The following is a 12386-nucleotide window of genomic DNA, read 5'->3' on the forward strand; positions in this document are numbered from 1 at the left end:
GCTTTATTTATCAATATTTATTAAATTCTACCGACTTTAGATACTAGCTCTTCCATCATAGTGCTATATCCCTGAAGTACTTGCTGACTTCCTTCAAAATGTCGAGTAAGCTCTACCAAACTAACCATTTCATGTAAGTGGTTTACATTGGACATTTCGAGAAATTCTTGCCTAACCGACGGTTGCTCAAGCAAAGAAACTGAGGGGCTTGAATATTTTCCTTTACCTATTTCCTTCAACATATTATCCGAAGCATCAACTACAGCTATTTTAGCAATAACTTGATCTCCCTCTTGGTAAAGCTCTCCGTTATTTCTTATTTCAATTGTTCCTGGTTGGACTTGAATATCCCCATCAATTCCTTGAAGTTTTGATCCGTCAAGTAATGTGAGATATCCCTCGCTATCTACTTTTAGCTCTCCTTGTCGAGTTAACCATGTCCCTGCATTATCTCGCACTTGGAAGTAACCATCACCTTCTATTGCCACATTCAGGCTTCGGCCAGTAAATTTTAAGGCTCCATTTGAATAGTCAACTCGGGAACTCGAGGCTATATTTATATTATTACTTCCCGTAATAGCGAATTCCTTGCCACCCAAATCTATCGGCTCTGCTTCTAGATCTGCAACAATACGTTTATATGCATTTGTATCAACATTTGCCAAATTATGTCCGATCGAATTAAGTTTTCTAAGATCAGATTGCATCGTATTTACGATTGTATTAATTCCTTCCATTACGCTTCTACTGGCTCTCTTTTGCTTTTTTCATCTTGAATAACTCTCACGATTGAAAATGAGTTTACCTGTATATTTGTTGGCACTTCATTTAACGAGATAACTGACATATGGGGCATAAAGCGCTCTATCAACTGCCGCATATGCACTCGTAGTTTTCCAGAGCATAGTAAAACTGGCTTATTTCCGGAGTTAATCATTTGCTCTGCCGATTTAGCAACACTCATTGTAAATGTCTCAATCAACCTTGGATCGGCTGCTAAGCTGCTCACCCCATCCGTATTATTAATACTTGCTGATAAATTTCTCTCTAGTCGAGGTTCTAGTGTGAGTACTTGCAATGTACCGTCTTTATCTAGTAAAGGCTCACATATTACTCGACCGAGCTGTTGGCGAACCAACTCTACAAGTATATGGACATCTTTTATTGAGCGAGACTTATCAACCAAAGACTCGGCTATAAGCTCGATATTATTAATTGGCACTTTCTCTTTAATTAACAGTTTCAGAATTTTCTGAATATCACTTAATGATAAATTATCAGGGATTAACTCATCATATAGTCCAGGCTGAGACATCTTAACCTTTGAAAGCAGTGTTTCAGTCTCCTTTCTAGTTATCAGTTCGTCAGCATGCTTTCTAATAACTTCACTGAAATGAGTAAATATCACTGTAATCGGATCTACTACCGTCAGCCCGCTTTCTTTTGCTTGACTTCGTTGTGAGTTATCGATCCATACAGCAGGTAATCCATAAGAAGGATCTTTAGTTTTTATTCCACTGACATCAATACTGCTACTTGTACTTATTCCCAAAAGCTTATTTTCGTAGCATTCAGACTTAGCCACTCTTGAACCAAATAATCTGATTTCATATGCGTTGGGCTCAAGATTTTGTGATATTGAGACCTTTAACGTTGGCACTATTACACCCATCTCTTGGGTATACTGTCCTCTAAAGCTCTTAATTTTTTCAATAAAAATTGAGTCCTTGGATAGGAACTCACCCAACTCAGAACCCGATTGTATTTCTAATGGCTCGACGATAATATCGTGATACCCAGCGTTTTCGTTTCTGTTTTCTTCCGCATTTTCCGCAGCTAGTTCATCATCAGTGATTTCTGACTGATTTTTATTTAAAATGACGAATAGAGTAGGAATAAAAATAGCTAATAATATTCCTATGGGCCAAAGAGGGATCCCAGGCAAGATCGAAAAACATGCTAATGCAATGCATACTAGAACTAAACTCTTAGGATATCTACTTATTTGCTTTGAAATTTCATTACCTAAAAAGGAGTCACTCGATGCACGGGTAATAATGATTCCGGTTGCCGTAGATATAATTAATGCAGGTATTTGAGTGACAATGCCATCTCCAACTGTCATTAATGTATATGTGTGGAGAGCATCCCCCCAGCTCATACCTATTTGGGCAATACCTACTGTTAATCCACCAATAATATCGATAAGAATAATGATAATGCCAGCAACAGCATCACCTTTCACGAATTTACTTGCGCCATCCATGGAGCCATAGAAGTTTGCCTCACGCTCGATTTCTTTTCGCCTTTTCTGAGCCTCGGTTTCATCGATAAGTCCCATGTTTAGGTCAGCATCAATACTCATTTGCTTACCAGGCATACTATCTAGAGTAAAGCGAGCAGCTACTTCTGCAACTCGTTGTGCGCCACTTGTTACGACTATAAACTGCACAACAATTAGGATGAAGAAAACAACCAGGCCTACAATGTAATTTCCTCCAACAACATATTCACCTACTGCTCCAATAACTTCACCTGCATCACCATCACTTAAAATCAATCTGGTAGCTGCGATATTTAATGCAAGCCTTAGAAGCGTGGCTATTAGTAGGATTGCCGGAAAAGTAGAAAACTCTACTGGACGATCCATATAAAAAGTTAGAAGAAGTATAAGTAGGGCAGTACTTAAATTAAACAATAGTAGGAAGTCCAACACCTCTGATGGTATTGGTGCGAATAAGACCACTAGAATTCCGATAACCCCTAAAACAAGGGCAACCTCACTCTTTGTTCCAAACATTCTCTCAAGCATTGAGTGCATCCTGGTCTTTAATATCTCTAGCTATTGGGGGCAAGCGTTTTTCTCTTAGTTCACCAAATAATTTTGCAACCGGCACGTAGCTTTCAACTGGTATGTAGTCATCTACTTTTGTTCTCTTATAGAGTGCCCGTGCCAATGGCGGCTTATGCATTATTTTAATGTTATGTTTTCTGGCCAATTCACGAATAAGTAAAGCTGTTTTGCCTTTGCCTTTGGCTATTACTTTAGGGGCTAGCATACTGCTTTCATGGTATTTTAAAGCAACAGATATATGAGATGGGTTTGTTACAATTACATCTGCCGACGGCACACTTCCCAGGCCCGTAGTTTTGCTTCTCAATTCTTGCTGAAGCTCTTTTATTTTTTGCTTTACCTTCGGGTCTCCATCTCTACGCTTTATCTCATCTTTAACCTCTTGTTTTGTCATTCTCATTTGCTTTAAGAAACTTTTTCTTGAAAACAAGAAATCCAACAGGGCTATAACGGCAATTAGCGGTATCAACATAGCCAACACCTCTACGAGCGCGCTAATAAATACAGATAATGCGGAACTTGGGTCATGATTCGCCAGTGCAAGCCAACTGTTTAATTTACTCTTAATATAGAAGAATAGAAAACCTATTAAGACGGCAATTTTTATTAGTGTCTTAAAAAGATCAAATAATGTCTTTAGCGAAAATATCTTTTTAAACCCATTAACGGGGTTTAACTTGTCAAAACTTGGCTTTAATGGATATCCCGAAAATACAAACCCTGTTTGAATTATATTCCCTAATGCCGCAAACAGCGCCGCCAACAGCATAATTGGTACAATAACGAATATGGTCCTTTGAACTTGAAGGCCAGCCCAACCTAGGATATTTTCGTCACTACCACTTGCCACTTCGGAGAAGTCCAGCATCCCTGATAGATGATCAAGGAGCTGACCGGCCAGTATCTCTCCCATACCCACTATTAATATCAAAAACCCAATTAGCGTAAAGAGAGAAATTACCTCTAAACTTTTAGCGACTTGCCCCCTTTTTTTTGCTTCTTTTAGCTTAAACGGAGAAGCTGGTTCGGTTTTTTCTGAAGATGAATTGTTGTTGGCCATTACTGAACTAGCACTTGCCCCCAATAGTCAAATATTTTCTCAAAAACTGCGGTAATTGGTGATATCAAATAACTTAGAGAAGCGGTTAAAATAAATAAGCCGAGAAATATCTTAAGTGGCAATCCAACAAAGTATGGGTTTACCTGTGGCATCGTACGAGCAAATACGGCAATAACCAAATCAACCAAAAGCAGCCCGAGCAGTATAGGGGCAGCCAAGATTGCCCCATACATAAACATCATTCCTGATGCAATAAATGCATCTAACAATCCATTTGGATGGATAGTGCTGCCTATGGGGACTATATTCAGTGTTTCTATGATGCCTTTAAGGAGTGCATGATGCCCACTCAGTAAAAAGAAGATGGTTGTACCAAGTAAAGTGAGCAATGTTCCTATGAGGGAGTTTTGCGTGTTTGATTGCGGATTTAGTAGTGTCGCCGCACCAAGCCCCATCTGGAAATCAATCAACCTTCCTGCAACTAAAAATACGGACATTGCAGCCATTACCACAGCAGATAGAGTGATGCCTACAACTAGCTCTTTTGCCATTATCGTAATTAATTCATAGCTACTGCTAATTCTAATCTCACTAATTATTACAAATGGAGTTAAAACCAACGCAACCGCAATTATTAAAAAAAATCTGATTCGAGCTGGCAGGCTGATTACTGGCTGCAAAGGGAATGCCATGAAGATAGGTGCAATACGACACGCAACAAGCAACATGCTTACGATAAAATCAAGTCCAGCCTGGATTGACATTACATCAGCTCAACGATCCGACGAAACATTCCTTCCGTATAAAGGACAATGGTACTTAACATCCATGTACCAAAGATAAATATTATGCCGATAATGCTTAGCATTTTTGGCACAAAAGTTAGAGTCATCTCCTGAATTTGGGTTACAACTTGAAAAATACTAACAAGCATGCCGACTATCAGGGCCGTACCCAATATGGGAGACGATACTAGCCCTGCCGTGGCTAGCATTTCTCTGACCATTTCTAACGCTACTTCTGGTGTCATACCGATGACTTTACAACGTAGTTAAATATGTGACTACTATTCCTAACTAGTCATTCTTTTTTGTTTCTGACAAAGATTGAAAGCGAGATAGTGAATTAATTAATCGCTCGCCCTGCTCATTGACTTCACTATTCAATATTTGTGTTACGATTTCTTCAGCCTTTTCCTGCTCTCCAGAATCTGATTCCAGAAGAGCTTGTGCAAAGCGACCTGCAAAGGAGTTGGCACTTAATCTATTTGCCACCTTTGCCTGGACAGCAGCACTATTTCTTTCTCCTTTAAGAAGGTTAATTATTGCCAATGTCCCTAGTGTCTCAGAAAATCTCGGTTCTAGCTCTTTAGCACGCAGCGCTGTTTTTTCAGCGTTTGATAAATCCCCATTACAGATATGAGCCCATGCCAAAGCATTGTAAGTACCTAAATGGGTTGGCATATTATCGACAGCTTTTTGCAGGCTATTTGTGGCATGGGAAAATTCCCCTCGGAGCAGTGCCAACAAACCCTCTCCAAGCCACCCCCTACCACTCGATGGTTTTTCTGCTAAAGCAACGGCAAAATGATTCTCCGCTGCCTGTAATTCACCATCACCTAAATTCAGGGTACCAATAATCACATTGGCTTCGACATTCCGGGGAGACTTGGTGAGGATCTCATCGGCTTTGGCCCTCGCAGATTCGTTATCCTCTTGATCTAGAGCTAACAGTGCTGATACTGTCTCTGCTTCCAGAGCAGTTTCCTCACTTGTTTTAGCAAACGTAAGGAGCTGTTCTGCCTCTTCCAAATGTCCCTGATAATGTAGAGCTCGCGCTTTAAGCAGGGCAGCCCTAGGCAATAAAGTTTCCAGCCCCTCAAGGGTTTGCAAAGTATCTTGTGGTTGATGTAGCGCTAACTGGGCCCAGGCGATGTTATATTTCACAGTATCCTGCGGTACCTCAGTCCCGAGTAACACCGAAAACACATCAATCGCAATACTGTATTCGCCTTTATATAGGTGCAACATGCCTCTTTGGAACATCAGTGATGGATCATCGTGCCAATTAGTCATGCCATGATTTAGATAGTGTTCAGCTTTTTCTAATTCACCGGCTCTTAAGCAAGCTTCCACCAAATCGATTACCAGGCGGCGGTTCTGACTGTCTACTTTAAAGAAAGAGGCAAGTCTATCGATCTTACTTTTTAAGTCTTCCATCATTTCATATCCCAAAATTTCCACCTGAGCCCCTTGGCGCGCTAATGTATCATAGACATCGCGAATCCAGATAATTTTTCATTAAATCAATAGTACAAATTGATCTTCAGTGACATTTATTGATACCCCTTACCCTTTTGGGTAATTTTTGATCAAAATGGGAAAGCTTTATTGTATGACTTTTGATTAACTTTGACCGAATCAATCTTTAGTCAGGACAGGCTTTGATTGTATCTAGCAACTATTACCCCACTCGATGGCAGTCGGAACTATAACCGATCGCCTATACTCGAGCCCAACTCAGCTATCATTCTGGGTGTAATAAATCCAAAGTAGCTATTGGGCTACTCCCTACATATTTGCGCTGAAAACTAGGTGTCTTTAAGTTGAGTATAATTCCGCTTATCTTATTTAAAGCAAGCTTGGATAAAGAGTTGGAAGCGACTGTTTTTCTCATCCGCTTTCCCATCTCACATAGATATGATTATAATTTGATACCGAACTGTTTGATCACAAACTTACAACCTCAAGATAGTTGAGTTCATCGCAGGGAATATCACCCTACCTATCACCTCTTGCCGGATACAGTCTAGTCGCCTCTCAACTATCGCAAGTGCCTTTTAATTGCGTCTCAATAAACCCTCCCTTCTGCCCCTCCATCACAGCAATCAAATCCTGGCCAAATGTTTCAGATGTGTATTTTATGACCAACCTGACTCTCCTCACCTATTGAATGGAAGTGTCTACTAATAACGGCTGATTATTCATTACCTTGACTATTAATAATGGGGCCATGAATAATTACATGATAACTATAGTCTTCAGGACACTGCATCAACAAGGCATGATGTAATACAGTTGTGTAGCACTTTCAATAAGCAGTTATGCGGAGTATAAATCGCTCAAAATGCTCCTAGGACAGGCCCTGAGAGCCGTATTTTCTGCATTGCAACTCTTGCAAAGGGCTAAGGTCATTTACCGAATTCTGTGCTTATCTCCTGTAGCCTCCAGGATTTATACGAGTATTACAGATTTTTCGAGGGGACTTATGTTTAACAGTTTATTCTAATTACAGCCTGTAGCAGACATACTTAAAAAGACTGATCGTTAATGTTGTGGTCAACTCCAACCGAACACTGATTTAAGCACACTGCTCAAATTCTCTAGTGTCTAGGTCCACCCAGTGTTGTATGTATTCTGTGTTAGTTGTAATAAGTAATATAGGCTCTTACATCTACTATTGCATCTTTTATTGTCGGATAGAGAATTCCCATTATCCACTCCCGCTTCAGGCTGCTCAAGAAACGTTCAGTCGGTGCCTTGTCCCAAAAATTTCCCTCACAGCTTATTAAGCACTCCATTCCATGCTGCATTAATTACGTTTGGTTAGCATGGCAGGAGTACTGACTGCCACGATCAGAGTGATGCAGGAGACCTTTTGGGGCCGTGCGCAAATTGACAGCCATCATCAACGTACGACTTACCAAAGCCGTTTTTATCTTGCGATCTAGATGCCAATCAAAGTTCGGTGCGAATAGATATCAATCACTACCTTCAAGTACAACTAGCCTTGCAAAGTCCAAATACATGTAACATCAGTCGTCCGAATTTGATTTGTAGCACCCGGTGAGAACTACCTATTTAGAAGTTTCTCTGCGACCGGCTGTTGATGTTTACGGTCTGTCGTCAATGTAAAACTTTACTGCCAAGCCTATCTTTTCATGAGCTTATGAACTCAATGGTGCCCGACTTCAAAGCCTTCTTTGCGTAGCATCTTCATTAACCGGTATCTTCCGAGGCTCTGCCGAGATTCTGAAAATAGGATCTTCAAACGATGGCATAGTTACTATATTTAAGCATCTATTGATGCTATTACAACGGCAACACCAGTCGTAATAGCTAGCCTTATGTACCTGCATTACCCAGCAGAGCACCTTACTGGAAAACTGCCTTGCTGTTTCTTAATCAAGCCGTATTTTATTTAATTTCTTTCGCAAAGAATGTGCTGGCCTTTTTAGAATCTCATTCTCCATACGCAACTGCTTTACCCGGCGTCGCAGCCAATCCAACTCGGTTCGCTCATCAGCACTCAGCCTCACATCACTTTCTTCCTGCTTCAGATCCTTTTTCCCGCGTCTTAGATTGTTAGTAGTGGCTCCAACGGCTTTAGCTGCCTTAAAAATCGAACACCCATCCTCGGAGACTAGGGCTACGGCGTCTTTCTTGAAATACGATTTAAAATGCTGACGTGTACCTTTTTTGTCATACTTCACTTCGCCTGGTAGTTTTACCATCTTAGCGAAGTGTCCGTAAGGATTAGACCACTACAAGTCCATAGGTATACTTTCTGGACACAGGGTAAGTTGTCTAAGCAACTCTCCAAGAAAAAAGTATAAACGCCCAAGTCAATAGATAACAATCACTACCACCTACAATCAGTCTCAGTGTTAAAGCTCATATCTCTATAACCTAATAACAATAATTGAGTGCGAAGTTGATCAATGGCAACTGGAGTAGGCCTATAATGGCCAGAACAGGTATTAACAAAAACGATCTTTCCACCCTCCGCCACAATCTCACCCGCAGCTGCAACGCTGTCTCCTGCTAGAAACGTCGAATGAGCAAAGACCGGCTTTGGATAAAAGTAACTTGAATATATATTCCCATCTTTATCCATAACATAGATAGCGGCTCTACCGTTATAATCTTCTGCCTGCTGTGCACGCCTAGTATCAAAAAGCTCACCAGCAGAGTCATAAATCTTCCCATCCATCACCGATAGTTTCGTCCCCTCTCGCTGGGCATCGGTGTAATAAGTAACATATGCAGGACACATATATTTAAATTTTTTAAGGCATCTTACATCTTCACCCTTGTATTTTGAATGAAGCTCAAAAAGCCTGTAGTTTTTTACTTTTGAATTACCATGTGCCGCAACACTAAAGCTGCTTTCATTAGCCCTATTCGTAACGTTTGCAGTAAGAATCCAATGGGGGCTACTTTCCGGCGTACATCTATCCGTATTCGCCTCATGGTAATTACATGTATTTTCACCTAAACACCAGTCATTTTTTCTAGGCAATAAACTATTGTAAAGACCTATACCCATTAAATACTCTGTTATTATATTTACACTTTTGTTGGCAACTAAAATCTGTGCACTATCTTGGTAAACCACGCCGCTTGAGGGCTGGCCGCAATAGAGTGCAAACAAAACCACGGTGATAACTTTGCCTATAGTCTTCATGACCAGTACACACACCTTTCGCAACCAAGTAGAAAGGGAGAATACACTGCACGCAAATGCGTTGTGATGGCACTCCAATAATTGCTCAATCGGCATCTATGCCTAATATTGTCCTGCCACACACGGTATTTCCCCCTTGCAAATTTAGCTTGTTCAGGCCCCTACTAATCAGCAAGGCCCAGCGCTGGAGAATAAATATCATGACGAGAAACGTAAATTCCAAGTCAAAATAGAAATAGTGCCCTAGGTACTCAAGCCGCAGTATTCAATCAACCAGAGGCTTCCCTCCACAGGCTATCTCATAGCACACCTTGAGAGCCTCCACAGGCTGCAGTGAAGCGAAGTCTATATCATCATCTACGTATAGAAACTTCATATGGCATTCTAGACGGGAAAAGCCATCTCCTACGGGACACAATATAATCTTTATGGCGCCCCCAGTATGCTTACGGCTTACGGCTTACGGCTTACGGCTTACGGCTTACGGCTTACGGCTTACGGCTTACGGGTAAACACTCACCTCCCAGGAAAAGGCCTGCAACCTGTCCCAAAATATTTGATAAGAACGGAATCATAGCGAACTATGCAAACAATATTTTGGGTCTCTGACGCAATCCCCATTGCTCCACTGCCCGCTTTGGGGGGATACACTGTAGACACTAGCAAGTTGGGTATTGCTATCTGCAAGGCCAATAATTTGGCCCCCTAAACTATGCCCCACACAATGCCAGGTTAACGTCTTATATTGATTAGTAGACCAATCGATGACAGCATCTCCCCACGCGCACATAGATAGTCAGGAGTCTCAATGATTGGCAACTGCAGACTTGCCATACCTCGATAGTCATAAGTCACTACCAGGTTGCCATTCTCAGCCAGGAATTTTGCAAACCCAGTATAATGGCCCTGCTTAACCGCTATAGTTGAATTCATGATCACCCCAGCTTTTGGCGCACTTTTAAGCGAGAATAGAGTTATCCCAAGGGTCAACCCGTCTTTTGTTACAACTTGGTATTCTTCAGGCACCCTTTAACTTCCTCTTAGCTTTATCCCGGTATAAATTAATGAAGAGGAGCCGGAGTCTAATTCGGGGGTTCCTGCTCAAGAAATCAATATCCAACTATTGCCTCATGTGCAAACAATCAGGAAGCATTTATTGCCACTCAGTCCAGGCCGAGACCTCAATATAAATGTGAGAAACCATTCAGGAACCTGAATCAAGGCCAATACCTTGAACGAGTCGCCCAGTCCATTGGTATTTGACGCGTCACAAACTCAGTGCGAAAGCAGGCTATTGATTCCGGAAACACTCCCCGTTCGATAGTCGAATATTTAATTTAAAGGGGCTCACAGCAATTTAACAAATGGGTTTTTCTTCGGCATCGAGCGAGAAAGTCTTGTCTAACCGGACAGCAAGAACTTGATAATCCAACCGTCCAAGGAATGGACAACCTTCCCAAACCAGCAAACAAAATCTTTAATAATCTAGTTACCTTCTAATATTATTTAAATGCAAGATACATAGAAGCCAATTCACTAATTTTTTTCAAGATAGGGAAGTTCAAGTTTTCCAGGCCTGGATCTAGGGGTAAATGCAGGGAAATACCCCATTGCAATTCCCTGCCCCACTCAGCCATCTCAAATACGGGTTGCAAGCCATCATAAACTAGCGTCTCATCAAATCTAACCGAAGCCCCCAATCAACCACCTATGCCACCGCAGTTTATCCACTGACAATTGGATTTGGCTCGCTTGACCACCGCGCACTTCTGGACACCCACTAAAGAAAATGCTTTAAACGTCATATCCATTGACGCAGCATAGGGATCACGACAAACTACTGGATATAAAAACAGTTTAACTTTGTTTCTATGACCCTACCTCGATACTCGCAGGTTTCTCTTGATACAACACCTTACTACCACTGTGTCTCTCGCTGTGTACGTAGGGCATTCCTTTGCGGGAAAGATACCCTATCAGGACAGAACTATGAGTACCGGCGCCACTGGATTGAGGCCAGAATGCAAAAACTGGCCGGTATCTTTGCCCTTGATATCGCAGCCTATGCCGTAATGAGTAATCACTACCATGTAGTGCTCTATATTGACGCACACACAGCGAAAACTTGGTCCGATGTTGAAGTCATTCATCGCTGGCAAGAACTTTTTAATACTTCCAAGCTGGCTCAACGCTACATTCAAGGTCATACCCTTGATCACGGTGAGATGGGAAAGCTCAAAGAGCTTATTGCTCTGTGGCGAGAAAGATTGATGGATATCAGCTGGTTTATGCGCTGCTTAAATGAATCTATTGCTCGTCAGGCTAATGCCGAAGACAATTGCACAGGCCGCTTCTGGGAAGGTCGCTTTAAATCCCAAGCATTACTGGATGAAAGAGCCCTTGCCGCTTGTATGGCCTATGTCGATCTCAACCCCATCCGCGCCAATATGGCAAAAACCCCAGAAGATTCTGATCACACCTCCATTCAGCAGCGTATTCGCGCAGCAATCTCAGGCGAGCAGCCCAAAAGTTTATTGCCGTTTGTGGGTGGTGAGCGACTAAATATGCCAAAGGGTTTACCCTTTCAGTTAGATCACTATCTAGAGCTTGTCGACTGGAGCGGGAGGCACCGAGATCTTAGAAAGTGCGGAGCCATTGCCGAAAATACTCCTCCCATACTTAAACGGCTGGGTATTTCACCTAAACACTGGCTGTATCTCAACCAAAATTTTGAAAGTCGCTTTAAGGGTTTGGTAGGGTCTGCTGAGGCCATACGACACGCTTGCAGGCAACTCGATAAACGTTGGGTACATGGCATAAGCGACTGTCGACGCTACTTTTCTGCAACACCTTGCTAACTCCCTCCCACTCTTTCGATACTATTTTCCACTTTTGTTCAAAGCCACGGTTTTTCTAAGCTCAAGCATAGATATTCAGAATTTCACGTCCCTTTAACTATAAATCAGAAAGAAATAGCCACTGGGACTAGCGCCAGCAACGCTGCTG

General features: G+C 41.8%; 10 protein-coding genes. 1 reads left to right on the forward strand and 9 read right to left on the reverse strand.

Going from position 1 to position 12386, the window contains the following annotated elements; genetic code table 11:
* Positions 1 to 20 precede the first annotated feature (20 nt).
* The 9 genes from ACJJIR_RS17360 to ACJJIR_RS17400 all read right to left on the reverse strand — a co-directional run bounded on the left by ACJJIR_RS17360 (position 21) and on the right by ACJJIR_RS17400 (position 10313).
* Positions 21 to 737, reverse strand: a complete 717-nt coding sequence (locus tag ACJJIR_RS17360) for a flagellar hook-basal body protein (RefSeq protein ID WP_444906285.1) — start codon at positions 735 to 737, stop codon at positions 21 to 23.
* Positions 737 to 2812: a flagellar biosynthesis protein FlhA gene (locus ACJJIR_RS17365; protein ID WP_444906286.1), complete on the reverse strand. Its 2076-nt coding sequence runs from the start codon at positions 2810 to 2812 to the stop codon at positions 737 to 739. The genes ACJJIR_RS17360 and ACJJIR_RS17365 overlap by 1 nt, the downstream gene beginning before the upstream one ends.
* A complete protein-coding gene (flhB, locus tag ACJJIR_RS17370) occupies positions 2805 to 3914 on the reverse strand; it encodes a flagellar biosynthesis protein FlhB (protein ID WP_444906287.1) in 1110 nt (369 codons plus the stop codon). Before flhB ends, ACJJIR_RS17365 begins: the two co-directional genes overlap by 8 nt.
* The gene (locus tag ACJJIR_RS17375) at positions 3914 to 4678 is read right to left on the reverse strand and encodes a flagellar biosynthetic protein FliR (RefSeq protein WP_444906288.1); all 765 of its coding nucleotides are present in this window, start codon (positions 4676 to 4678) and stop codon (positions 3914 to 3916) included. The genes flhB and ACJJIR_RS17375 overlap by 1 nt, the downstream gene beginning before the upstream one ends.
* Positions 4678 to 4944 carry a flagellar biosynthesis protein FliQ gene (fliQ, locus tag ACJJIR_RS17380; RefSeq protein ID WP_371838333.1) on the reverse strand — a complete coding sequence of 89 codons (267 nt, stop codon included), beginning with the start codon at positions 4942 to 4944 and terminating at the stop codon, positions 4678 to 4680. The genes ACJJIR_RS17375 and fliQ overlap by 1 nt, the downstream gene beginning before the upstream one ends.
* Positions 4945 to 4990: 46 nt before the next feature.
* Complete coding sequence (locus ACJJIR_RS17385) at positions 4991 to 6157, reverse strand: tetratricopeptide repeat protein (RefSeq protein WP_444906289.1); 1167 nt, start codon at positions 6155 to 6157, stop codon at positions 4991 to 4993.
* Positions 6158 to 8094: 1937 nt separating this feature from the next.
* A complete protein-coding gene (locus ACJJIR_RS17390; RefSeq protein ID WP_444906290.1) occupies positions 8095 to 8427 on the reverse strand; it encodes a transposase in 333 nt (110 codons plus the stop codon).
* 128 nt (positions 8428 to 8555) lie between these two features.
* Complete coding sequence (locus ACJJIR_RS17395; protein ID WP_444906291.1) at positions 8556 to 9380, reverse strand: IQM protein middle domain-containing protein; 825 nt, start codon at positions 9378 to 9380, stop codon at positions 8556 to 8558.
* Positions 9381 to 10112: 732 nt separating this feature from the next.
* The gene (locus tag ACJJIR_RS17400) at positions 10113 to 10313 is read right to left on the reverse strand and encodes a hypothetical protein (RefSeq protein WP_444906292.1); all 201 of its coding nucleotides are present in this window, start codon (positions 10311 to 10313) and stop codon (positions 10113 to 10115) included.
* Positions 10314 to 11401: 1088 nt separating this feature from the next.
* Between ACJJIR_RS17400 and ACJJIR_RS17405 the strand changes: the two genes are divergently transcribed.
* Complete coding sequence (locus ACJJIR_RS17405; RefSeq protein ID WP_444906293.1) at positions 11402 to 12238, forward strand: transposase; 837 nt, start codon at positions 11402 to 11404, stop codon at positions 12236 to 12238.
* Positions 12239 to 12386: the final 148 nt, after the last annotated feature.

The sequence above is a fragment of the Microbulbifer maximicatervae (SeqCode) genome, from assembly GCF_052467385.1.

What these genes read in the sequence shown, in the direction of transcription:
- flhB (WP_444906287.1), bottom strand. Translation starts at nt 3,914, where the DNA reads ATGGCCAACAACAATTCATCTTCAGAAAAAACCGAACCAGCTTCTCCG.
- ACJJIR_RS17395 (WP_444906291.1), bottom strand. Translation starts at nt 9,380, where the DNA reads ATGAAGACTATAGGCAAAGTTATCACCGTGGTTTTGTTTGCACTCTAT.
- ACJJIR_RS17360 (WP_444906285.1), bottom strand. Translation starts at nt 737, where the DNA reads ATGGAAGGAATTAATACAATCGTAAATACGATGCAATCTGATCTTAGA.
- ACJJIR_RS17375 (WP_444906288.1), bottom strand. Translation starts at nt 4,678, where the DNA reads ATGTCAATCCAGGCTGGACTTGATTTTATCGTAAGCATGTTGCTTGTT.
- ACJJIR_RS17365 (WP_444906286.1), bottom strand. Translation starts at nt 2,812, where the DNA reads ATGCTTGAGAGAATGTTTGGAACAAAGAGTGAGGTTGCCCTTGTTTTA.
- ACJJIR_RS17405 (WP_444906293.1), top strand. Translation starts at nt 11,402, where the DNA reads ATGCAAAAACTGGCCGGTATCTTTGCCCTTGATATCGCAGCCTATGCC.
- ACJJIR_RS17390 (WP_444906290.1), bottom strand. Translation starts at nt 8,427, where the DNA reads ATGGTAAAACTACCAGGCGAAGTGAAGTATGACAAAAAAGGTACACGT.
- fliQ (WP_371838333.1), bottom strand. Translation starts at nt 4,944, where the DNA reads ATGACACCAGAAGTAGCGTTAGAAATGGTCAGAGAAATGCTAGCCACG.
- ACJJIR_RS17400 (WP_444906292.1), bottom strand. Translation starts at nt 10,313, where the DNA reads ATGAATTCAACTATAGCGGTTAAGCAGGGCCATTATACTGGGTTTGCA.